Below are 23,061 nucleotides of genomic sequence, written 5' to 3'. Positions count from 1 at the left end.
CATGACCCGGCGCAAGCCGCTGGTGCCGCAGGGGCACACCGGGAGCGGGCTGAAGAAGTCGCTCGGCTGGCCGCACCTCATGGCGCTGGGTGTCGGCGCCATCATCGGCACCGGCATCTACACGCTGACTGGCGTCGCCGCCGGTCTTGCCGGGCCTGCCGTCGTGCTCTCCTTTGCGATTGCCGGTGCGGTCTGCGCCTGCGCAGCGCTGTGCTATGCCGAAATGGCGAGCCTGACGCCGCAGGCCGGCAGTGCCTATACCTATTCTTACGTCGCGGTGGGCGAAGCGCTCGCATGGGTAATCGGCTGGAGCCTGATCCTCGAATATACGCTGGTCTGTTCGGCGGTTTCCGTGGGCTGGTCCGGCTACGCCTCGGGCCTTATCCGGCAGGCCGGCTGGGGCGTACCGGACTCGCTTCTGGCGGGCGGCGTGATCGACGTACCCGCGATCTTCATTGCGCTTGCCGTCACCGGCGTGCTGCTGGCCGGCACGCGTGAAAGCGCGACGCTGAACTTCATCCTCGTCATCATCAAGATGATCGCGCTGGCCGCTTTCGTGGCGCTGGCGCTGCCCTCTTTCGACCTTGCGCACTTCCATCCCTTCGCGCCCTACGGCTTCGGCGCCACCGATATCGACGGCAAGAAGTTCGGCGTGATGGGCGCCGCGGCCATCATCTTCTTCGCCTTCTACGGTTTCGACGCGATCTCGACCGCAGCCGAGGAAGCCAAGAATCCGAAACGGGACCTAACCATCGGCATCGTCGGCTCGATGGTAATCTGCACGCTGGTCTATGTCGGCGTCGCCGCCGCCGCGCTGGGTGCGGTGCCCTTCCAGCTCTTCGCGCCGAGCCCCGAACCGCTGGCTTTCGTACTCAAGAGCCTCAACCATCCCGCCGCTGCCGCGCTGATCGGCATGGCCGCCGTGATCGCCATGCCCACGGTCATCATGGTCTTCATGTTCGGCCAGAGCCGCGTGTTCTTCGCCATGGCGCGCGACGGCCTGCTCCCCAAGCGCCTTTCGACCGTCAACAAGCGCGGCGTGCCGGTGGCGGTCACCGTGCTGACCGGCCTTGTCGCCGCGGTGATCTCTGGCCTGATGCCGCTGGACGAGATCGCCTCGCTCGCCAATGCCGGTACGCTCGCCGCCTTCATCGCCACGGCCGTAGCGGTAATGGTGCTGCGCCGCCGTTCGCCCGAAATCGAGCGTCCGTTCGTGACGCCGCTGGTCTGGTTCGTCGGTCCCGCCACGATTCTCGGCTGCGCCTACCTCTTCACCAGCCTGCAACTGCGCACGATCGAATTCTTCGTCGTCTGGAATGTGATCGGCTTCGCGCTCTACACGGTCACCGGCCTGCTGCGCGAAAAGGCCGCACGCGCCTGAGTTTTGAGCGCCCCGCGTATCGATTTCGGTACGTGGGGCGCGAGCCGCCTGTTGTTGTTCTTACAGACACACAATCGAGTACGAAGAGCGCCTTAACCGCCCATAAACCAATTTCTTCCATTCCTCCCCGTGTTACTACGGGGGGCATGAGATGTCATTTTCAAGCGCAGCCGACTTTACCGGCGAAGCGAAAGATGGCGAGATCGCCGTCGATGTTGCCATCATCGGAGCCGGGCCGGCAGGCCTGACCTCGGCCTATCTGCTCACCAAAGCCGGCCTCACTGTCGCCATTGTCGAGAAAGACCCGCACTACGTCGGCGGCATTAGCCGTACCGTGGAGCATGAAGGCTATCGCTTCGACATCGGCGGCCACCGCTTCTTTTCCAAAAGCCAGCAGGTCGTCGACTTGTGGAACGAGATCCTGCCCGACGATTTCATCCAGCGTCCGCGGATGAGCCGCATCTATTACGAGGGCAAGTTCTACTCCTACCCGCTGCGCGCCTTCGAAGCGCTGTGGAACCTTGGCATCTGGCGCTCGACGCTGTGCATGGCGAGCTTCGCCAAGGCCCAGTTGTTCCCCCGCCGCACCGTGAAAAGCTTCGAGGACTGGACCACAAACCAGTTCGGCTGGAAGCTCTATTCGATCTTCTTCAAGACTTATACCGAGAAGGTCTGGGGCATGCCCTGCGACGAGATGAGCGCCGACTGGGCCGCCCAGCGCATCAAGGGCCTCTCGCTCTGGGGCGCGGTGACGGACGGCCTCCGGCGCAGCCTTGGCCTCAACAAGCGCCCGAACGACGGGCAGGCGGTGAAGACCCTGCTCGAAACCTTCCGCTATCCGCGCCTCGGCCCCGGCATGATGTGGGAAGCCGCGCGCGACCGGATCGTCGAGAGCGGCAAGGGCGAAGTCCTGATGGGCCACGCCTTGCGCCAGCTCGCCAGCGACGGTCAGGGCGGCTGGCGCCTCACCGCCGATTCCGGCGAGGGCGACGTGACCATTCGCGCCGCTCATGCGATCAGCTCCGCGCCGATGCGCGAGCTGGCCGCACGCCTGCATCCGCTTCCGCAGACCACTCTGCAAGCCAGCGAGCTCAAATACCGCGACTTCCTCACTGTCGCTCTCAAGATCCGTGCAGACGACCTGTTCCCGGACAACTGGATCTACATCCATGACAGCAAGGTGAAAGTCGGCCGTATCCAGAACTTCCGCTCGTGGTCGCCGGAAATGGTGCCCGACGACGAGATGGCCTGCGTCGGCCTCGAATACTTCTGCTTCGAAGGCGACGGGCTGTGGTCGATGGCGGACGACGATCTCGTCGCCCTTGCCACGCGCGAGATGGTCACGCTGGGCCTGTGCCGCGCCGACGAGGTGACCGGCGGCTTCGTGGTCCGTCAGGAAAAGGCCTACCCGGTCTATGACGAAGACTATGCCGCCAATGTCGCCGCGATGCGCGAAGAACTGGAAGCGCGCCATCCCTCGCTCCATCTGGTCGGCCGCAACGGCATGCATCGCTACAACAACCAGGACCACGCGATGATGACCGCGATGCTCACGGTCGAGAACATTCTCGCCGGCGAGCGCATCTACGACACCTGGTGCGTCAACGAGGACGCCGAATACCACGAGGCCGGCGACGAAGGCGAAACCAAGGCACTGCCCGCCGCCCCCGGATCGCGCGCGCCAACGCCGGATCAGGCCGCCGCGCTCGCCTCGGTCCGCGAGGTGCCCGCGCGCATCGCCGGATCCAGCGAAGGTGGCAGCAAGCGCGAGGCGGCCTGATGCGCATGCTTGCCGAACACCCTCTCGTCGTCCGCCTCATGCGCGACACGTTCCTGCGCTATCTCGCCGCGAGCGCATTGGCGCTCGGCGTCGACATCGCCTGTTTCTGGCTACTGGTGCAGCTTGCGGTGTCCGCGGGCCCGGCTTCGGCGGCGGGTTATTCGGCGGGGATCGTTGCCCACTGGCTGATCGCCAGCCGCGTGGTTTTCGCGGGCGACGTGGCCGAAGGCGGCATGGCGCGCGCACGGCAGAAAGCGCTGTTCGTGTTGTCCGCCCTGGCCGGACTTGCGATCACCACCGGCGTGGTCAGCGCGGGCGCCATGTTCGGCATGCACCTCGCGATTACCAAGGCTCTGGCGATTGGTCTCAGCTTCTTCACGAGCTGGCTAATCCGCCGCCGGATCGTCTTCCGCCGCCCCGCAGCCTTCGCCTGACGGCGTAACTCAGGCCAGCAAGCGGCGGTCGATATCGGCGAGCTGCTTGCAGCCGACTTGCGCCATGGCCAGTTCGAATTCCGCGCGCAGGATATGCAGCATGTGCGCGACGCCGGTCATGCCCGCGACCGCCAGCGCATGAAGTTGCGGGCGCCCGACCATGACCGCGCTGGCCCCCAGCGCCAGCGCCTTGAGCACATCGGTCCCGTGCCGCACCCCGCCGTCGAACAGCAGCGGCACCCGCCCCTCTACCGCGTCTACCATGCCCGGCAGCGCCGCCATCGGCGTCGTGAGGCCGTCCAGCACACGGCCGCCGTGGTTGGAGACGACGATGCCGTCCGCGCCATGCTCCAGAGCGAGCCGCGCATCCTCGGGTGACAGCAGGCCCTTGATGACGATGGGCAAGCGCGTCTCGCCGCGCAGCCATGCGATGTCCGCCCATGTCGGCGCCGCATCGGCCAGCGGTGTGCCGAAGACAATCTGGCCGCCCCCCGGCTCGGCGCGCTGCGTGGTGCGCGGGAAGGCCGTGAGGTTCGCTGCGAAAACGCCTTCCGGCAGCGCGAATTCGGATCGCTTGATCGCGGCGTCGACCGTCACCACCAGCACTTCGTAACCCGCCGCTTCTGCGCGGCGCACGAGTTCGAGGCTATGTGCGCGGTCGGGCTGGAAATAGAGTTGGAACCACAAGGGCGGCAGCGGGCGGTCCAGTTCGCTGGCGGCCGCGCGCGCGGTGGCCGCGATCTCCTCCAGCGGCACACCGGAAAGCGTGCTCACCACCATGGTCGTATCGAGCGCGGTCGCCGCCTGCATGCTGGCCCGTTCGCCCGCCGGATGGGCCAGCCCGTGGTAGGCGAGCGGGGCAAGCAGGATTGGCGCGGCATAGCGGCGGCCGAACAATTCGAGCGCGGTGGAGCCCCCGGACAAGTCCCGCAACATGCGCGGCACGAAGCGAAGGCCGTCGAACTGGGCGCGATTATCGGCGAGCGTCAGTTCGGCATCGCTGCCCGACTGCACATGCTCCCAGGCATCGGCCGCGAAATGGTCTCGCGCGCGTCGCTCGTAATCGGCAAGCGAACGCACGTCGGCGGGAATCGCGGCAAGCGGCGGCAGGCGGGACAGGGTGAACTCCTCGGGGCAGGCGCCTAAGACAGGACCGGGCGCCGATGCGGCGCACCCGATCAGGTCTGGAGGACGAACGGGATCTCGACAAGCCCGCGCACCATGACTGCCGCGCCATCGCGGCGAGTAGGCTGCCAGCGCCAGCGGCGCACGGCGGAGAGCGCGGCGCGGTCGAGCGAATCGAACCCGCTGCTCTTCGAGATCGAAATGTCCGCAACCTTGCCGTCGAGATCGAGCAGGAGAGTCAGTACCACGGTGCCCTGCTCGTGCTTGCGGCGCGAATCGATCGGATAGCGCGGCGGCGTGGCCGAGATCATCTTCGAGGAGAGATCGCCCGCGTTCTCCACGCGCGGCGCCGGTGCAGGCGCGGCCGGAGCGGCGCTTTGCGACACCACAGGCGCGGCAGCCACGGTAGCCACCGCCGGAACGGGCACCGGCACCGGCGAGGTGGCGATGGGCGGCGGCGTATTGGTCAGAACGATGGGTGGCGGCGGCGCGACGATGGGCGAGGCCGGGGGCGGGATCACGGGCTTCGGCTTCGCCTGCTCGGGCGGCGGAGGCGGCGGCGTCACGTCGAGATCGATGACCGACACATGCTGACGTTTCACCTTCTCTGCACTGACAACATTCATGGCCAGAATCGTTGCCAGCATGCCTGCCACGATCGCCAGGGACGCCGCGACGGCGGGCAGATTCGCGCGCCGCTCCTCGCCGTAGCGGCCCGAAGCCTGCCATGGCGCACTGCCGAACTGCGGCATCGCGACGACTTCACCCCCCGCGACGGCGCGTTGGGGAGCGGATTCCGGTCGCGAAATCGGAGCCGATTGCGGGATCGTAGCTAGTCCAGTCAACGTGGAATCCCCCTGGGGACGGACCGCCCGTCCCAGCTATTGCGAGTCATTCTCATAGCTGTAACAGTTCGGCCCGTCGAGATCCTTTCGCAACAGGCGCCCGGACGATGAGAAAGGCATTCGGCAAGCCGGACGAAAGACGCGGCAATGGGGCGAAGGCATCGTCAGTCCAAGGCTAGCCTCACATCACCGACAGAGCTGACGATCGGGCCGAACGAAAGGCTTATGGCTCAGCGCGCAAGAAGGCTCTGGCGCAATCGGTCCGATGTGTTAAGGGCCTTCTTGCTAATGCCTCGCAACAACCGGCATTTCGCACCCATTCCGAATAGTTCCTTCCTGACCAGGCCCTTCCCCGTGAACGCTCCCGAGATCCGCACCTTCCCCCGCAAGAAGTCCCGCAAGTGGCGGAACTGGTGGGTCAAGCAGCTTCATACCTGGCACTGGATCAGTGCCGCGATCTCGCTTGCGGCGATGCTGTTCTTCGCGGTCACCGGAATCACGCTGAACCATGCCGCCTCGATTCCCGCCGAGCCCGTCGTTACCGACAGCAGCGGACAGCTTGCGCCCACTCTGCTGGCAACGCTGAAAGCCAAGAGCAACGATGCCCCCCTGCCCGCTCCCGTAGCGGCGGCAGTGCATGCGGCAGTCGGGCTCGATGCCTCCGGCAAGGCGGGCGAATGGTCGGACAGCGAGGTCTATGTCGCCCTGCCCCGCCCCGGCGGTGACGCATGGGTGAGCATCGACCGCGCCAGCGGCAAGATCAGCGCCGAAGTCACCGATCGTGGCTGGATTTCTTACCTCAATGACCTCCACAAGGGCCGCAATTCGGGCTCCACGTGGTTCTGGTTCATCGACGTCTTCGCGGTCGCCTGCATTCTCTTCACGGTGACCGGCCTTTTCCTGCTCCAGGTCCATGCGCGCCACCGGCCCTCGACCTGGCCCATCGTGCTTGCCGGCGTGGTCCTTCCGGTCGTGCTCGCCCTCGTTTTCATCCATTGAAGGATCCACCGATGCGTCTGACTTCCATGATCCTGCTGGGCGGCGCGGTCGCCGTGCCGGCCTCTGCCGCCACGGTCACCGTGACGATCCCGCAGCTCAAGGTTGCCGAATATCACAAGCCCTACGTTGCAGTCTGGCTGGAGCCGACAGCCGGTGGACCGGCCCGCACCATCGCGGTGTGGTACGACGTCAAGAAGAAGGGCAACGAACCCGGCACCAAGTGGCTGGCGGACTTGCGCTCCTGGTGGCGCAAGGGCGGGCGCAGCATGGCGCTTCCCGCCGATGGCGTGAGCGGCCCCACGCGCGGCCCCGGTGCGCAGACGATCCCGCTGCCTGCCGACCTCAAGCCGGGCAGCTACGTGCTCAATGTGGAGGCCGCGCGCGAAACCGGTGGCCGCGAACTCGTCACCGTGCCGATCACGGTGCCCGCCGCCAATGCCAAGTCGAGCGGCAAGGCCGAACTCGGCACCATCACGCTTTCTCGATAACGGGGGTTTTCCAGACATGAAGGCTTATGCAACCGGGCTGCTCGCCGCAGCTGCGCTTCTTGCGCTTCCCACCGCCGCTTCGGCGCACCGCCAGTGGCTGCTGCCCTCGGTAACGACGCTGGCCGGGACCGACGGCTGGGTGACGGTGGACGCGGCAGTTTCGAATGACCTGTTCGATCCCGACCACTTCCCGATGCAGACCGACCAGATCCAGGTCACCCAGCCCGATGGCAGCAAGGGCCGGATCCAGAACGCGGCAACCGGGCGTTATCGCTCGATGTTCGACGTTCAGGTGGACAAGGCCGGGACGTGGAAGATCGGCACTTTCTCCAGCAATCTTGGCGGCACGTTCTCGCTGAATGGCGAGACCTGGCGCGTTGGCGCCCGTCGCGGTCCGCCGCCCGGTGCGGCCGGCATGGGCCCCGGCGGTCCCGGTGCCGCTCGCCCGGAAGGTGCACGTCCCGAGGGCGCTCCTCGTCCTGCCGGCGGCGAAGGTGGTCCGCGCCCCGGCGGTGAAGGCGGTTTCGCGCCCGCCAAGTCGGTTGCCAGCGTGGCCGAGATTCCGGCCGGCGCCACCGACATCAAGCTCACCGAATCGATCAGCCGCAACGAGTTCTTCGTGACTGCGGGCGAACCGACCAAGACCGTTCTCGCGCCCACCGGCAAGGGCCTTGAGTTCGATCCGGTCACCCACCCCGACGATCTCGTTTCCAACGAGCCCGCGCGCTTCCGCTTCCTGATCGACGGCAAGCCCGCTGCTGGCCTCACCGTCACCGTCATTCCGGGCAGCAAGCGCTTCCGCGACGGCGAGCATGCCTTGAGCCTCACCACCGGCGCCGACGGCACGGTCGAGGTCAAGTGGCCCTTCGCCGGAGTTTACTGGCTCAACGTCACCGCGACCGACAACCACGCCTCGGATTCGCGCGCGGCTGAACGCCGGATGAGCTACACCACCACGCTCGAAGTCCCCGCACCCTAAGGGATCTCCGATGCGCATTGCGCTTCCCGCGCATATAGATGCCCATGCCTTCGCCGACTGCGATCCCCGGATCGCAGTCGGCGAACTGCATGGGGAGACCATGGGCACGACCTGGAGCCTTCGCTTCGCCGCGCCCGAAGGCACCGATGTGCCCGCCATCCGCGCGGCCGTGGAAGCCCGGCTTGCCACCATCATTGCCGAGATGAGCCACTGGGAGCCGGAATCGCTCCTCTGCCGGTTCAACCGGGCGCCTGCGGGAAGCTGGGCCGTCCTCCCTGACGATTTCGCAGCAGTGATCGGCGCCGGGCTCGCCATTGCCGAGGCCAGTGGGGGCGCTTTCGATCCCGCCATCGGGCGTCTCGTCGATCTCTGGGGCTTCGGGCCGCCGGGGCCGAAGCCAGTGCCGGATGCGCTTGCCGTTACCGCCGCACGCGAAGCTTCCGGCTGGACTCGCCTGACATGGGACGCCCCCACACGCCGCTTGCGCCAGCCAGGCGGGCTCGCGCTCGATTTTTCCGGCATCGCCAAGGGGTATGCAGTCGATGTCGTCGCGGACCTCCTCGCGGGCATGGGCATGCGTCATATGCTGGTGGAGATCGGCGGCGAACTGGCGGGGCGCGGCGTGCGTCCCGATGGCGAGCCATGGTGGGTGGACCTTGAAACGCCGCCCGGCATCGCGACCAGCGCCGACCTGTCGCTGCGTCTGGCTCTGCACGACATCGCCGTCGCCACTTCGGGCAATTACCGGCGCGGCGAACATACCATCGATCCGCGCACGGGACGGCCAACCGAAAACGGCCTCGCATCGGTCAGCGTCATCGCGCCGAGCGCGATGTTGGCGGATGGCTGGGCCTCGGCACTCACCGTGGCGGGACCGGAGCACGGACCGGCCCTTGCCGCCAAACACGGCCTTGCCGCGCGCTTCGTGACGATCCGCGAGAATGCCGTGCAGGAAATCCTCACCTCCGCGCTGGAGGCCTTGCTGGCGGACTGAACCGCTCGGCGCATACCATCCGCGTGCTACCCCTTTCCCCTTGGGATTCAGCCCAATGGAGAACATCCCTCCCTGCGTGGACGATTCAGGATTATAAGGTCCTGTAGATTCTGCCGAAGCGCCGTTCCGGCTAGTCTCCTGGTCGGTGCAGAAAACTGGGAGACGCGGCGGGTGACGGCTTATTCGAAGATCGAGGCTCCGCGGCGCGACCGTGAACTGGACCGCCGACTGCTGACGCTCGATGAGAGTCTTGCGCTCGACAACGCGCGGGCCATGGAACTCTACGCCACGCACCTCAACCGCTACATGTTGCAGGTCTACGATATCCTCGGCCTGCGGAACATGGACATCGTCAGCGCGCAGGGCTGCGAGATCGTGCTGCGCGACGGGCGGCGGATCCTCGATTACTCGGGCGGATTCGGGGTGCTGGGGCTGGGCCACAACCATCCCCGGATCATCGCTGCCGAACGGCGCTGCCATGACGAACTGGTGCTCGACTGCATCAAGATCGCCCCGCACAAGCTGCAAGGCGCGCTAGCTTACAATATCGCGCGGTTCCTGCCCGAGCCCCTCGACGTCTCGTTCCTCGCGGTCTCGGGCGCCGAGGCCAACGAAGCGGCGATGAAGCTGTGCGAACGCGTGCAGACTCCCAAGGGCAAGACCAAATTCCTCTGCATGCAGGGCGCCTTCCACGGCAAGACCCACGGGCCGCTCTCGGTCACCACCGCCACCGACGTACAGACCGGCTTCCTGATGGGCGTGCCTAGGGAGAATGTGATTTTCTGCCGCTACGGCGACATCGCCTCGGTCCGCGAGGCGATTGCCCGCGAGGGCGGCGCCGACAACGGCATCATCGCGGTGATGATCGAGACGCTGCGGGGCACTTCCTGCGAATCCCCGCCGCCGGGATACTTCACCGAACTGGTCGAGGCCTGCCGCGCGGCGGACATCCTGACGATCTTCGACGAGGTCAAAGTCGGCATGGGCCGCACCGGCCTGTTCTGCGCCTTCCAGCACGAGGACGCGGTGCCCGACGTGGTCACGCTGGCCAAGACGCTGGGCGGCGGCAAGCGCGAGATGGGCGCGATGGTCACCTCGCAGGCGCTATTCGACAAGGCCTATGGCAACACGCAGGACTGCAACCTGCACAGTTCAAGCTTCTCCGGCATGGGCGAGAGTTGCGCAGTCGCCATCGAAACGCTCAATGTACTCGACGAGGAGCGCCTGATCGAGCGCGCCGGAGCCATGGGTGCCTACTTGCGCGCGGGGCTCGAACGGCTTCAGGCCAAGTATCCGCGCTGCATCGCCTCGCTGCGCGGCAAGGGCTGCTTTCAGGCTATCGAACTCAATTTCGGCCAGTTCATGGCGGAAAAATTCCTCGATATTCGCAAGAACCAGCTCTTCGTCACCTGGGAGACGGTGCTGGTCGGCTCGCTCACCCGCGACCTGTTCGAGCGGCACGGCATTCTCGCCCATTTCCAGCCCGGCGCGCGCGATCTCATCCACTTCATGCCGCCCTACGTGGTGACCGAAGAGCAGATCGACCGGCTGATTGCCGCGCTCGATGACGTGCTGGGGCGCGGCATTGCCGAGGCCACGGTGCGCTTCGTGTACAAGAACGTCAGGCGCGTGCTGCGCCGATGACGGTTGCCATCGCCTGGGCCGACGTGCGGCTGGTGGTGTTCGACCTTGATGGGACGCTTTACGATCAGCCGCCGCTACGCCTTGCGATGGCGCGGGAACTGGGGCTCGATTGCCTCAGCCGCCGCAGCACGCAAACCTTGCGCACGCTGCGCCACTTCCGGCAGGTGCGCGAACTCTTGGGCGACGGACCGGCGTTGAAGGACCATGGCGATTTCGCCGCCGAGCAATACCGCCTGACCGCAGAGCTAAGCCGCCGCCCCGAACGCGAAGTGCGTGCGCTGGTGGAGGAATGGATGGAGCGCCGTCCGCTCCAGCATCTGCCGCGCTTCAAGGCACGCGGGATCGACCGCCTGTTCGCCGCGATCCGGGCGAGCGGGCGGACCATCGCGGTCTGGTCCGACTTTCCCGTGACCGCCAAGCTCGCCGCGCTCGGCCTTGTGGCCGATCACGAAATCTGGGCGGGAGACGAAGGTGTCGGGCGGCTCAAGCCCGACCCGTCCGGACTGAACGCGGTAATGGCGCGCGCCGGCGCCACTCCGCGCGAGACTCTGCTGATCGGTGACCGGATCGATCGCGACATTCGCGCCGCCACCGCCGCCGGCACGCGCGCCCTGCTCCGCGCGCAACGTCCGCATGGCCGCGCCCCCAGTTTTCGGCATTACGAAGAGCCGGTATTTGCGCCGCTCCTGCGTGGATTTGCCTAGTTCGGATGGGTTCGCGCGGAGGCGCGGAGACGCGGAGAAGCCGGGCGGCAACGCCGCTCTTTCACCGAAACATGCGATTGAGAGACTTCGCTCGCCTCACGGGGCGACCTCTTCGCGCCTCCGCGCCTCCGCGCGAATCCATTTGAAAACTTTCAGGCCGAAACGCCCGCCGCTTCCAGCCGCGCTTCGCCCCGCATACGGGTCACCATGAGCCATCCGATCCCGAACAGCGCAGTCGGCAGCCAGAGCAGAAGATGGGCGACAAGGATGATCGCCGTGGCCGGTTCGGCCGGAACCCCCAGCGCGACGAAGACCAGCACGCCAAACACCTCGAACGATCCGAAATGGCCAGGTAAAGCAGGTACCAATGTCCCCAGCGTCGCCACCGCAAAAGCCGTAAGCGGTTTGAGCCAGGCGGCAGGATCGCCGCCCAGGCTGACCCATGCTCCCAACATGACGAGGCTCTCCAACAACCAGAGCCCGACCGAAAGCAGCAGCATCCGCGCCATTCGCCGTCCCTGTCCGATCGCCCGCACGGCATCGGCCACCGAACGCGCCGCTGCGGCAAGGCGCTGTACCGCCCCCCGCGGATAGCGCCGCGCGACAACTGCTCCGGTCCGCGCGAGCACGGCAGGCATGGCCAGCACGCCAATGCTCAACACCATCGCCGCGCCCGCCGCCAGTCTCAGATGCATCATCGCCTCATGCGGAAGCGGCGCATCGACCAGCCATAGTCCCACAGCGGCAATGGCCAGAATGGCTACGAGGTCCAGCACGCGCTCGACGATCATCCCCGCCACCACCAGCCCTGCCGGAAGCCCGAAGCGGCGGTGGAACCACCAAATGCGAAACACGTCGCCAAGCCGCAACGGCAGCACGTCGCTGATGCCGAAACTGGCGATGAAAGGCGCAACCGTCGCCCGAAGGGTCAGCCCGCGCGCACCATCCGGATCGAGCAGGAACCGAAAACGCGCCGCACGCAGCACGAAATCGAGCGCATAGGCAATAAGCGCCAGCAGCAGCGGCGGCCATGCCGCCTGCGCCATCAGTGCCGCCACCCGCGCCATGTCCACCGTGTTCCACAAGAGCGCAAGAAACGCCCCGCCCAGCACCAGTCCCGGCAGAATCCGTAATGAATCCCGCAACCAGTCCCGGCGCGGCGACGCCTCCAGCCCGGCCACGCTCACAAACGCTCCTCCACATGCCGCACGAACAGCGTGGCCAGCGTGGTTCGGCTGGAAATGCCGAGCTTGCGGTAGATGTTGTGCAAATGGATGCTGACCGTGCCCTCGGTCGAACCGACAGTGGCGGCGATCGCCTTGTTCGAGAAGCCTCGACACACGAGTTCGCTGATCTCGCGCTCACGCGGGGTGAGACTGGCGATGGCCTTGGCCACGTCGATGCCGCTCTCCTCGCGCGCCCGGGCCACGAGATCCTCGGGCAGCCACTTGCGCCCGGCGATCACCTCGCCAAGGCAGGCTACCAGCGAATGGGCGGCATAGTCCTTGAGCAGCAGCCCCCAGACACCCAGCGAAAGCGCCTCGGCAATCTGGTTGCCGCTCATCGTCGCCGACAGGAAGATCACCCGCACCGGCCAGTCCTGCTCATGGATGACCTTGAGGATCGCCATGCCGCCGACATCCGGCATCGTCACGTCGAGGATCGCAATGTCTGGCCGCTGGTCGCGGATCACGCTTAGTGCGCGAATGCCGCTGCCCGCCGCCTCCACCAGTTCGATGCCCTCGGTCGCGCGCAGCAGGTCGGCAAGGCCGCGCAGCAGCAGCGGGTGATCGTCGGCAACGACAACGCGCCGGGTCACGCCGCCAGCTCCCCGACCGGGATCACCATCGTCACTTCCAGCCCCGGCGTGCCTCCGGCAAGGAACATCGAGCCGCCAAGTTGCAGCACCCGCGCACGGAGAGAGATCGACCCCTGCCCCCCCGACGCGCAAAGCCCGGTGCCGTTGTCGACAAGCGTCAGATGCATCGCCCCGCCCGTATGCCCGGCCCGCAAGCGCACGCTGGAGGCGGACCCATGCCGCACCGCATTCGAGGTGGCTTCCGACACAAGCTGGACGATGTCCTCGACGGTGCGCCGCCGCAGATGAATCGGCGCCCCCTCCCAATCGAACGGCATGGCGACGCCCCACTTGCGCTGAAGCAGTTCGGCCTGGCGGCGCAGCTCATCCGCAACGTCTACCGCGCGTTCGGCGCGCGCCTCGCGATGGTCCTCGACAAACCGGCGGATGCGGCGCTGCTGTTCGGTAACGAGGTCCTCGATCTCGCGCGTCTGTCCGCCTGCCTCCTCCGGCGTCAGCGAGCCCGCACGCGCGGCGAGCGCCCGCAGCTTCAGGCTTGTGGCGGTCAGGTCCTGCAACACGCTGTCGTGCAGGTCCTGCGCCAGCCGGTTGCGCTCCTCCGCGCGGACATTGTCTGAGTGGCGGGCGACGAGGTCGATCCGCTCAAGTTCCGAGCCCGCGCGCGTGGCGATGATGTCGCATAGCAAGGCGGCATCCTCCGGCCGGCAATCGGGATCGGCAATCAGGATCGACCCGCGAAAGCGCAGGCCCGAAAACCCCGCCATCACCGCGAAATCGCGCACCGGCACCAGCGGCAGGCGCAGATGATCGAGCAGAATGGCGAAAGCATCGGCCTCGCCGCGCGTCAGCACCCTGCCTTCGCCCCGGTCGAAGATGCCGGCGCGGTCCACCTCGACACGGTCCCAGAGCACCGAGTTTTCAAGGTCGGCAAGCTCCACGCCGTCTCCATTCCACACCGCGACGACACCGTCGGGCCGGTCATGCTCGCGCCAGACCACCATCATGTGGCGGCTCCCGGTAACGTCTCCCGCATGGCTGCACAGTTCGCCCAGCCAGGCGCGGCGGCTGCCCAAAGCGCGCTCCATCGGCCATTTCGCCAGCCGGGCCAGACGCTCGCGGCTGCTTTCCCGGTAGGCCCCGAAATAGCCGAGCATCAGCGCCGAAAGCAGGAAATAGACAGACCGCGCGATCAGCACATTGAGTTCGGATTCGCCGTCGAGCGTATCGGGAATGCCGATCGCGAAGAGTGCGATTTCCAGCAGGAACGCGCCCATGATCGCACCGATGAACCCCCAGCGCACCGTCATCGCCATGAGCGTGAAAGGCAGGAAGGAGAAGAACGGGCTCGTCAGTTCATCGGTCAGGAACGCCAGCCAGCCCAGGATCGCGGTATCCGCGACATGGAACAGGAAATGCACCGGGCTGTCGACCGGGCGGCGGACCGGCGCGACCACCAGAACCAGCGCATAGGCGAGATAAAAGGCAAGCACATGCCGTGCCTCGGGCAGGAAGCGGCCCGGGCGGGTGGGATCGAGGTAGATCGCCAGAATCGCGAAACACGCGGTGACCAGACGGCCAAGGGCGATCAGACGATTGGGATCGGTAATCAGCAGCGTGTTGCGCGCGGCTGCCAAGCTGGGGAATGTCCAGTACGAAAAGCCGCCCGCCCGCCTGCTGCCCGGCCTGCTGTTTAATCCTCTGACGTCTTCCCGACTGCTCACCGCCCGACTGTCCAATGCCCCGGCCTCCGCCAGCGCGGCCCGCCCCCCGAGCCTTTCGCCTGACCTCGGCACGATAACACGGCGCCGCCGATTGTTCGGGCTTCATTGGTGGACCTCCCTCGCCTTTGGGGGGATCGCTCCGGTTATTTCGAGATGGGATCTATCGCAGCACGGCCTCTGCATCGACCAGCTTCACGTCGTGCATCTGATCGAGATAGGCCTCGTAATAGGCCTTGTGCGAGGCGCCGACGATCGCGAGCAGGCGCGTACCGGGATAGCGCCCCAGAACGTCGCGGATATTCGCCACCATGCGCAAGTTCCGCGTCTCCCAGTACCCCACGTAATTGCGACCGAACCCCTGCGGCGAGGGCTCGACCAGTGCAGCGCCGAAGTCCGACCGATAGACCAGCTGCGCCTGCGAGGGATCGTTGTAGGCGCGGTACAGCGCGAGCAGGCCGTCGGGCTTGTCCAACCCGGCGTTCAGCCTCTTGCCGTCGGCCTCCCGCTGGTGCGTGGCGGGATTGTCCCAGGCGTGAGAGATCGCCGCATCGTATGCCTTCGGATCGGCGGATTCGGGCATGTCGGCGGAATGGTCATCAACGCTCCACAGCCGCTCCAGCCCCAGCTTTGCCGCCAGCCGCGCGGCGATCAGGTTCGTCTCATTGTGCTGGTCCTTGCGCTTGTCCAGCTTGGCGGCAAGTTCGACGGTCAGCCCGTCACCCTCGCGGCGTTCGGCCTCCGGCAGGCGCAACCACTGTACCAGCGCCGATCCCGGCTCCCCAGCGGCGAGGAACACTGCCGCCAGATGCCGACGCTGCGCCGACAAGGGTAAAGTGGGCCACGCCGCCAGCAGGCGCTCGGCCTCGGCATTGGCGGCGGGCACATCGAGCCCGGTCGCTTTGCCCGCAAGGGTCGGATCCGGGCAATATGCCTCGACTGTCTCCGCATAGCGCGATGGATAGCGGCGCAGGCTATCGCACTGGAGGCCGGACATGTCCTCGGTGGCAATGGCGGTAGGCCGCCATGCCGCCAACCGGGCGACCACCGGATCCACCAATTCCAGCCGGAAAGTGTCGGGCATGTCGGACAGATGCGGCGTGCCCAATACCATGACCTCGTTCGGCCAGCCCGCTGGAGGCCCCTTGAGTTCGCCGGGATGAAATACCGGATGATAGTCCTGCGCGTCCGCCACATTGCCGAATTGTCCGGCCGCCAGACAAAAACCGCAGGCAAGAAACAGATTGCGCAAGCGGACCATCCAACACCCCCGAAGATATGACGGCTGCGGTGCTAGCAACGGGCTCTCATCGCGACAATATCTGCACTCTATTGGGCCTACCGCGCCGCAAGAAAGCCTTGAACGGTCAACGACACAACGAATTCATCGAGGATGAGTATGGACTGTCAGGCCTGTCGTTGCCGAAGCAGCAATGCCCTGCTGACAACCGTGAAACCTCGACCGGACGCTTCGCCATCAGTCGAAGACTGTCTGGAAAATCTCCGAAGGCGAAATTCGCAGCATCGCCGGCAAAAGCCCCGCAACCAACAGCGCGACGGCCCGCGCCATGTCCGCTTCTCCCTCAGTTTTTTTGTGTCTGGGAGAAAAAAGGTCCCACAAGGTACTTCAATGCATCAAATAGTGAGATTTGGAGCCCCGATAGAATCTGGCCATGGGTCGTTTACGACTTTCGGATGATCGAACATCCAAGTTCTTTCTTCAACGCTGTCGTAACATTGCAAAAACCGCCAAATAGCGCGGTATTTCATGCACACAAAAGGGGTGTAGCCTGTTTCAAAAAAGAACGATCGGCAAGAAATATGGTCGAAAACCTGCCGGAAGACTTGCGCAATCCTGCCCGTAATGTTTGTTCTGTGTAATCGCACTCAACAAAAAAATTCGGGCAACAGGCAAAAAAGATGGCAGACGACATACTTCTCGAACTCGCGGCCGACATCGTCACCGCACATGTCAGCAATAATCCCGTTTCGACGGCCGATCTTCCGCTACTGATCCAGTCTGTCTACGGCTCGCTCGCGAAGCTGGGCCAGCCGGTAGAAGCCGTGGAGGAGAAACGGACCCCCGCCGTCTCGATCCGCGCTTCAGTGAAATCCGATGCGATCGCCTGCCTTGAATGCGGCGCCAAGCTGAAGACGCTGAAGCGCCACCTCGGCACCGAGCATGGCCTGACGGCGGAAGAATATCGCGCCCGCTGGAACCTTGCGGCCGACTACCCGCTGATCGCGCCCGACTATGCGGCACGGCGCAAGGCGCTCGCCATCGAGATCGGCCTTGGCCGCAAGGGTGGTCGCAAGAAGGCACCCGCAAAGGCACCGGCAAAGTCGGCTCCGAAGAGCGCCCCCAAAAGCCCGGTAACGGCCGGGGCGACCCCGGAAAAGGCCGCCCCCACGCTGGAAAGCAAGCGCCGGGGCCGTAACACGCTCGGCGTCAAGTTCGACTGACCGGACACTCATACGGGGCGGCAGAACCGCCCCGTATAAGATGAATAACGCAGCGCGGCCCGGTGCCGCGCTGCATTCGTTTCAGGCCATGGTCACCCGCGCAAACGGGCTTCCGACAGGTCAAGCTCGCGCGTCAGCTTGCGGATAGTCTGGCTGCCGACACTGCGCTGGCGGATCAGTTCCGCCAAGGCCGCGCGCTCGGCCTTCACGCCGACAAGGCGGAAATCGCGGAACAGCCGCTCCTGCGCGCGCACCGCATCCTGCTCATCCTCGCTGAGCCCATCGAGGCGGTCGCGGTAGAGGTCCATCACGCGTCCGCCGGCGGCCGCATAGCGGTCGGCATCGCCATGGTCTTCGGCCAGCCGGTGCTGGTGGCGCTCGATCGCCCGGATTGCCGCTTCGGCCGTGGCCACGCGGGCGGCGTCCTCCTCGGCCTGTTTCGACGGCTCGCTCGGCATGGTCAGCCCCTTGAGCAGCACCGGCAGGGCAATGCTGGCCAGCACCAGCGAGACAATGATGACCCCCGCCGCAAGGAAGATCGCCAGATCGCGCGCCGGGAACGGAGCGCCATCGTTGAGCACCAGCGGCAGCGTCAACACACCGGCCAGCGTGATCGCACCGCGCACACCCGCAAAGGACATCGCCGCGACCAACCGCCAGTTCGGACTGCGTGCACTGACGCCCGACTGTCGCTGGCGCAGGATGGTGAACTTGAACGAGACCCAGACCCACACGAAGCGCAGCGCCGCAAGGCCGAGCACGATCGCCACGACATAGAGCGCCAGCCAGCCGGTCTCGGTATGCCCGGTCACGGCGACGGTCCGCTTCGCCTCGGCAAGGATGGCGGGAAGTTGCTCGCCCAGCAGCACGAAGATGATGCCGTTCAGGGTGAACTGGATCGTATCCCACACTGAATTGCGGCGCATCCGGGTGACGGCCATCGCCTCTCGCGAGATCTCGGCGAACGTCATCGTCACGCCCGCCCCCACTGCGGCAAGGATGCCGGAGGCATGGAAGTGTTCCGCCAGCATGTAGGAGCCGAACGGGATCAGCAGGCTGACAAGGATCTGCGAGCCGGTATCCTCGCCCCAGTGGCGCGTGACCCAGGCCTTGGCGCGCGAGACGACGATGGTGACGGCCACGCCGATGGCAAGCCCGGCGCCCGCCACCCACAGGAAGTTGAGCGCCGCTTGCCCGGCAGAGAACGTCCCGGTCAGCGCCGCCGCCACCGCAAAGCGCAGGCAGACAAGGCCCGAAGCGTCATTCAGCAGCGATTCCCCTTCGAGGATGTGCATCATGCGCTTGGGGATCGGCACGCGCGCGGCGATGGCGGAAACCGCGATCGGATCGGTGGGCGAAACCACGGCGGCCAGCGCGAAGGCCACGGCCAGCGGCATCGCCGGGATCATCCAGTTGATGAACAGGCCCATGCCGATCACCGTCGTCAGCACCAGCCCCAGCGCCAGTTCGACAACGGTCGAGACGTCCTTGAACAATTCGTCCTTGGGGATGCGCCAGCCGTCGAGGAACAGCAGCGGCGGCAGGAACAGCAGCAGGAACAGTTCGGGGTTCAGCGATACGCTATACGAGGTCGAAAGACCGACCACCGCGCCCAGCAGGATCTGCACCAGCGGCGTCGGCACCGACCATGGCAGCATCCTCGATATCGCGCCGCTGACGACCACCGCCAGCAGCAGGAAAAGTACGACCGAAACTGACTCCAAACCTGAACTCCTTCCATTTACCCCGGGGGGACCATGGCGGCCCGGGTTCCGGATTGCAAACCGGTAACCCCTGTTCACATCGCCTTTGGCGGCCCGGAAATACTTTGAAACATTGGAAGATGCGGGCGGCCAGAACGACACCGCCACCTGTTCTGGCAGGACAATATTGCGCCCGCATGGCCGTCAACACACCGCGCTTGCTGACGCGCGCGCCGCTAAGCGCTATGGGGCCGGCCATGCACACGCCCCATCGCGAATCCCTTGAGCCCGTGCACGTGGCTGCCCTGTACCGTTTCGCTCGCTTCGAGAATTGCGCCGACTTGCGCGCACCGCTTGAGGCCCTGTGCCGCGAAAACGGCATTCGCGGCACGCTGTTGCTCGCGGCCGAAGGCATCAACGGCACTATCGCCGGCCCGGCTGGCGGGATCGCCAAGGTGCTGGAACATATCCGCGCCCTGCCCGACTGCGCTGATCTCGACGTCAAGCTGTCGAGCGCCTCTACCATGCCATTCCACCGCCTGAAGGTCCGCCTCAAGCGCGAGATCGTCACCATGGGCGAACCCGACATCGACCCGCGCGCCAGCGTCGGCACATATGTCGAGGCGCAGGAGTGGAATGCTCTGATCTCCGATCCCGACACCATCGTGATCGACACCCGCAACGACTACGAAGTGGCGGTGGGCACCTTCGAAGGCGCGATCGACCCGAAGACCGCCAGCTTCCGCGATTTCCCCGAATGGTTCCGGCGTGAGCGCGAGAAGCTGCTCGGCGCGGGCAAGCCGCCGAAAGTCGCCATGTTCTGCACCGGCGGGATCCGCTGCGAGAAGTCCACCGCGTTCCTAAAGCAGGAAGGGATCGAGGACGTCTTCCACCTCAAGGGCGGCATCCTGAAGTATCTGGAAACGGTGCCCGAGGAAAACAGCCTCTGGCGCGGCGAATGCTTCGTATTCGACCAGCGGGTGACGATCGGCCACGGTCTGGTCGAGGGCAGTCACACGCTGTGCCACGCCTGCCGCCGCCCGGTGAGTGCGGAAGACGCCGCCTCACCTCTCTACGAAGAGGGCGTAAGCTGCCCGGCATGCCATTCCGAGCGAACGGACGAACAGCGCGCATCCTACCGCGAACGCCACCGCCAGGAAAAACTCGCCGCCGCCAAGGGCCATGCTCATGTCGGCGCGGTGCGGATCGAGCGGACCGAAGACAGCGCCGACTGAGCGAGGCTGGAATCGTCGCGCGCTCCTGAAATCCTCAGGCAGCACGAAATCAATTTGTCGTGACAACGGCATGTCCGAATGACGGCGATCCAGGGGCGTGATGACCTTTCGGATTACGCAAGAAAGCTGTCACAAATGGGGACCATACCCTAGGCCTGTCAGAACGGGACCGGCTATGGAACGCGCGCTAGGTATTCAGGAACTCGGCCAACCCCGGTCAACGAGTTCTCGGCCGGATCTGAACCAGGGCCCCGGAAAAGTGGGCCTCATCGGATTCGGCGCCGCTGTGATAGCGGCGATCCTCTATGTCGCATTCAGCGTCTATTCGGACGCACAGGCGGCGGGAGTGCATGCCGTTGCGCTGATGCCCTTCGTGCTGCTGTTCATCGCGCTGCTGATCGCCCTCGGCTTCGAATTCGTGAACGGGTTCCACGATACCGCCAACGCCGTGGCCACCGTGATCTACACCAATGCCCTGCCCGCGCACGTCGCCGTCGTCTGGTCCGGTTTCTTCAATTTTCTCGGTGTGCTGCTGTCGACCGGGACCGTGGCGTTCGGCATCGTCTCGCTGCTGCCGGTCGAGCTGATCCTGAAAGTCGGGTCGCAGGCGGGCTTCGCCATGGTCTTCGCCCTCCTGATCGCGGCGATCCTCTGGAATCTGGCGACCTGGTGGTTCGGCATTCCTTCCTCCAGTTCCCACACGCTGATCGGCTCGATCATCGGGGTGGGCGTGGCCAATGCCCTGATGGTCGGAAAGTCTGGCACGGCCGGCGTCGACTGGTCCAAGGCGACCGAGATCGGCCAGGCCCTGCTGTTTTCACCACTCATTGGCTTCTGTCTGGCCGCGTTGCTGTACCTCGCGGCAAAAACACTCATCCGCCATCCGGCCCTGTACCGCGAGCCTGAGCCCGGCGTGCCGCCTCCCGGATGGATCCGCGCGCTGTTGATCTTCACCTGCACCGGTGTGAGCTTCACACACGGCTCAAACGACGGCCAAAAGGGCATGGGCCTGATCATGCTGATCTTGATCGGCACCGTTCCCACGGCCTATGCCCTGAACCGCGCCGTGCCCGCGCAATACACCGCGACGTTCCACGCCAATGCCGCGCTCGCCACATCCGCGCTTCGCACGGATCCTGTGCCGATGTCGCCCGATCAGGCCCGAACCGCGGTCACCCGCTTCATCGCCGACCGGCACTTTGCACCGGACACCAAGCCCGCGCTCGTGGCCCTGATCGCCGATATCGATCGTCAGGTGAGCAGTTATGGCTCGCTGGCCAAAGTCCCAGCCGCGGCAGTCGCGAATGTCCGCAACGACATGTATCTCGCGTCAGAGGCGATCAAACGGCTCAGCAACGAACACGCAGCAGGCTTGTCCGAAAAGGACATCGCGGCGCTGAACCAGTACAAACAGTCGCTCGACAAAGGCACGCGCTTCGTCCCGACCTGGGTAAAGGTGGCAGTCGCCTTTGCGCTTGGATTAGGGACGATGGTAGGCTGGCGACGTATCGTCATCACCGTTGGCGAGAAAATCGGCAAGTCGCACATGACATATGCCCAGGGCGCATCGGCGGAACTGGTGACGATGGGCACGATCCTGGCGGCCGACACAATGGGCCTGCCGGTCTCGACGACGCACATTCTCTCTTCGGGCGTGGCGGGCACGATGGCCGCGAACCGCTCCGGCCTCCAGATGGAGACCATCCGCAATCTCGCCGTGGCGTGGGTGCTGACGCTCCCCGTCTCGATCGTCCTCGCCGGCACGCTTTACTGGCTGTTCCGACTGATCTTCTGAGCGGGATAGTAGCGCCCCCGCCTGGCAGGAGAGCGCTTGCCAGCTGTTGAGGGTAGCGCCTCGCGCAAGCCTCCGACAACCGCCGGAGACGAGGTACGCCGCAGCGATCCAACTCACGAGACGGAGAGGCAATCTCGCTCGGCCACCGTCCGCGTTTGCGCGTAAAATCGGTCAAATGCTTGGAAAGGTGGTAGCGGAGGAGGGACTCGAACCCCCGACACGCGGATTATGATTCCGCTGCTCTAACCAGCTGAGCTACTCCGCCATACCAAGTCCACCGCTTGGGTGGCTCTGCATGGTGCCGGGGGAGCGCCCCGGGCAGGTGGCTGCCTCTAGGGGGAAGCTTTCGTGCGGTCAACACCCAAAACTGCATTCAGCCGCGAAATTTTACGAGCCGGATTTCGCGCCAGAGCCCATCCTCCCAAGCATAAAGGCCAAAGCCTCGAAAACGGAAGTTCACGGGCTCAAGACGCGGCTCCAGCTCGGCCTGAAGGGCGCGCGCCTCCGTCGATGGCACCTTGTTCTGGATAGTCACGTGGAGCCGCAACGGGCGCGTGTCCTGATCGGTCAGCAGGCCGTGCATGCGTTCGGCGATTCGCGCGTGAAGTTCCGTCATCGCCGGGCTCTCCACGGCGAGCGCCGTGCCTTGGCTTAGCTTCATAAGGCCGGTGATTCGCGCCGCCGGCGGCGCCGTCCGGGCAAGATCGGCGAGCACATCGACCAGTTCCGCCTCGACCGAAGACGGCAGCGCGTGGAACAGCGTGACGTGGGCGCGCAAGCGGTTGCGTTCAGGCGGATAATGGGCACGGCGCAGCGCGTCCGCCCAACCGAGCACATCGGCCGGCAATTCCGCCGTTACCAGCAGCGGCGCGCCGGGCTTGCGCTTACCCGCCAGTACTTCGCCTTCACGGTTCATTTCACCTCTGCATCGTAGCGGGACACTCGCTCACATCCC

The 23,061-nt window shown here is 65.5% G+C and carries 21 protein-coding genes and 1 tRNA gene; 13 read left to right on the top strand and 9 right to left on the bottom strand.

Annotated features, from left to right (window positions below; translation table 11 throughout):
• The first annotated feature begins 1 nt into the window (after position 1).
• The 3 genes from EDF56_RS01625 (at position 2) to EDF56_RS01615 (ending at position 3,595) form a co-directional block, all read left to right on the top strand.
• Positions 2–1,381, top strand: a complete 1,380-nt coding sequence (locus EDF56_RS01625) for an amino acid permease (protein WP_243652407.1) — start codon at positions 2–4, stop codon at positions 1,379–1,381.
• Positions 1,382–1,532: 151 nt separating this feature from the next.
• Positions 1,533–3,161: an NAD(P)/FAD-dependent oxidoreductase gene (locus EDF56_RS01620; RefSeq protein ID WP_132384983.1), complete on the top strand. Its 1,629-nt coding sequence runs from the start codon at positions 1,533–1,535 to the stop codon at positions 3,159–3,161.
• The gene (locus EDF56_RS01615) at positions 3,161–3,595 is read left to right on the top strand and encodes a GtrA family protein (RefSeq protein ID WP_243652327.1); all 435 of its coding nucleotides are present in this window, start codon (positions 3,161–3,163) and stop codon (positions 3,593–3,595) included. Before EDF56_RS01620 ends, EDF56_RS01615 begins: the two co-directional genes overlap by 1 nt.
• A 9-nt stretch (positions 3,596–3,604) precedes the next feature.
• On the opposite strand, the gene EDF56_RS01610 is transcribed toward EDF56_RS01615, so the two are convergent.
• Together EDF56_RS01610 and EDF56_RS26565 are read right to left on the bottom strand one after the other, a co-directional pair.
• Positions 3,605–4,675 (bottom strand): alpha-hydroxy acid oxidase, encoded by a 1,071-nt coding sequence (locus tag EDF56_RS01610; protein ID WP_243652326.1) that lies wholly within the window; start codon positions 4,673–4,675, stop codon positions 3,605–3,607.
• Positions 4,676–4,773: 98 nt separating this feature from the next.
• Entirely contained in the window at positions 4,774–5,565 is a 792-nt protein-coding gene (locus EDF56_RS26565; protein ID WP_279389692.1) for an energy transducer TonB, read from the bottom strand.
• Between the two features lie 354 nt (positions 5,566–5,919).
• On the opposite strand from EDF56_RS26565, the gene EDF56_RS01600 reads away from it, so the two are divergent.
• The 6 genes from EDF56_RS01600 to EDF56_RS01575 all read left to right on the top strand — a co-directional run bounded on the left by EDF56_RS01600 (position 5,920) and on the right by EDF56_RS01575 (position 11,373).
• Positions 5,920–6,564, top strand: a complete 645-nt coding sequence (locus tag EDF56_RS01600) for a PepSY-associated TM helix domain-containing protein (protein WP_132384982.1) — start codon at positions 5,920–5,922, stop codon at positions 6,562–6,564.
• 11 nt (positions 6,565–6,575) lie between these two features.
• On the top strand, positions 6,576–7,052 hold the full coding sequence (locus tag EDF56_RS01595; protein WP_165912056.1) for a DUF2271 domain-containing protein: 477 nt from the start codon (positions 6,576–6,578) through the stop codon (positions 7,050–7,052).
• Between the two features lie 16 nt (positions 7,053–7,068).
• Complete coding sequence (locus tag EDF56_RS01590) at positions 7,069–8,031, top strand: DUF4198 domain-containing protein (RefSeq protein WP_132384980.1); 963 nt, start codon at positions 7,069–7,071, stop codon at positions 8,029–8,031.
• 10 nt (positions 8,032–8,041) lie between these two features.
• Positions 8,042–9,025, top strand: coding sequence for an FAD:protein FMN transferase (locus EDF56_RS01585; RefSeq protein WP_243652325.1), 984 nt, complete (start codon positions 8,042–8,044; stop codon positions 9,023–9,025).
• 171 nt (positions 9,026–9,196) lie between these two features.
• Positions 9,197–10,669 (top strand): aspartate aminotransferase family protein, encoded by a 1,473-nt coding sequence (locus EDF56_RS01580; protein WP_132384979.1) that lies wholly within the window; start codon positions 9,197–9,199, stop codon positions 10,667–10,669.
• Positions 10,666–11,373: an HAD family hydrolase gene (locus EDF56_RS01575; protein ID WP_132384978.1), complete on the top strand. Its 708-nt coding sequence runs from the start codon at positions 10,666–10,668 to the stop codon at positions 11,371–11,373. The genes EDF56_RS01580 and EDF56_RS01575 overlap by 4 nt, the downstream gene beginning before the upstream one ends.
• Positions 11,374–11,525: 152 nt before the next feature.
• Here the strand turns inward: EDF56_RS01575 and EDF56_RS01570 are convergent, their stop codons facing one another.
• The 4 genes from EDF56_RS01570 to EDF56_RS01555 all read right to left on the bottom strand — a co-directional run bounded on the left by EDF56_RS01570 (position 11,526) and on the right by EDF56_RS01555 (position 16,171).
• Positions 11,526–12,560 carry a lysylphosphatidylglycerol synthase transmembrane domain-containing protein gene (locus tag EDF56_RS01570; RefSeq protein ID WP_132384977.1) on the bottom strand — a complete coding sequence of 345 codons (1,035 nt, stop codon included), beginning with the start codon at positions 12,558–12,560 and terminating at the stop codon, positions 11,526–11,528.
• Positions 12,557–13,192 carry a response regulator transcription factor gene (locus EDF56_RS01565; protein WP_132384976.1) on the bottom strand — a complete coding sequence of 212 codons (636 nt, stop codon included), beginning with the start codon at positions 13,190–13,192 and terminating at the stop codon, positions 12,557–12,559. Before EDF56_RS01565 ends, EDF56_RS01570 begins: the two co-directional genes overlap by 4 nt.
• Positions 13,189–14,826: a histidine kinase gene (locus EDF56_RS01560; RefSeq protein ID WP_132384975.1), complete on the bottom strand. Its 1,638-nt coding sequence runs from the start codon at positions 14,824–14,826 to the stop codon at positions 13,189–13,191. Before EDF56_RS01560 ends, EDF56_RS01565 begins: the two co-directional genes overlap by 4 nt.
• A gap of 247 nt (positions 14,827–15,073) precedes the next feature.
• On the bottom strand, positions 15,074–16,171 hold the full coding sequence (locus tag EDF56_RS01555) for a DUF5694 domain-containing protein (RefSeq protein WP_243652324.1): 1,098 nt from the start codon (positions 16,169–16,171) through the stop codon (positions 15,074–15,076).
• A 17-nt stretch (positions 16,172–16,188) separates the two neighbouring features.
• Between EDF56_RS01555 and EDF56_RS25820 the strand changes: the two genes are divergently transcribed.
• Positions 16,189–16,791 (top strand): hypothetical protein, encoded by a 603-nt coding sequence (locus tag EDF56_RS25820; RefSeq protein ID WP_165912055.1) that lies wholly within the window; start codon positions 16,189–16,191, stop codon positions 16,789–16,791.
• A 39-nt stretch (positions 16,792–16,830) separates the two neighbouring features.
• A complete protein-coding gene (locus EDF56_RS01550) occupies positions 16,831–17,373 on the top strand; it encodes a MucR family transcriptional regulator (protein ID WP_132384974.1) in 543 nt (180 codons plus the stop codon).
• A gap of 92 nt (positions 17,374–17,465) precedes the next feature.
• On the opposite strand, the gene EDF56_RS01545 is transcribed toward EDF56_RS01550, so the two are convergent.
• On the bottom strand, positions 17,466–19,097 hold the full coding sequence (locus EDF56_RS01545; RefSeq protein WP_132384973.1) for a Na+/H+ antiporter: 1,632 nt from the start codon (positions 19,095–19,097) through the stop codon (positions 17,466–17,468).
• A 236-nt stretch (positions 19,098–19,333) separates the two neighbouring features.
• Between EDF56_RS01545 and EDF56_RS01540 the strand changes: the two genes are divergently transcribed.
• Both EDF56_RS01540 and EDF56_RS01535 read left to right on the top strand, forming a co-directional pair.
• Positions 19,334–20,311, top strand: a complete 978-nt coding sequence (locus EDF56_RS01540) for a rhodanese-related sulfurtransferase (RefSeq protein WP_165912080.1) — start codon at positions 19,334–19,336, stop codon at positions 20,309–20,311.
• Between the two features lie 238 nt (positions 20,312–20,549).
• A complete protein-coding gene (locus tag EDF56_RS01535; protein ID WP_243652405.1) occupies positions 20,550–22,106 on the top strand; it encodes an inorganic phosphate transporter in 1,557 nt (518 codons plus the stop codon).
• A 188-nt stretch (positions 22,107–22,294) separates the two neighbouring features.
• On the opposite strand, the gene EDF56_RS01530 is transcribed toward EDF56_RS01535, so the two are convergent.
• Positions 22,295–22,371: transfer RNA gene (locus EDF56_RS01530), tRNA-Met, on the bottom strand.
• A gap of 108 nt (positions 22,372–22,479) precedes the next feature.
• Positions 22,480–23,022 carry a 2'-5' RNA ligase family protein gene (locus EDF56_RS01525; protein WP_132384972.1) on the bottom strand — a complete coding sequence of 181 codons (543 nt, stop codon included), beginning with the start codon at positions 23,020–23,022 and terminating at the stop codon, positions 22,480–22,482.
• Between the last annotated feature and the right edge of the window lie 39 nt (positions 23,023–23,061).

Origin of the sequence: Novosphingobium sp. PhB165, assembly GCF_004341845.1 — a bacterium.
Taxonomy (GTDB): domain Bacteria; phylum Pseudomonadota; class Alphaproteobacteria; order Sphingomonadales; family Sphingomonadaceae; genus Novosphingobium.
Note: the sequence above shows the minus strand (reverse complement) of the source record. Positions and strands in the feature narration are given on the sequence as shown.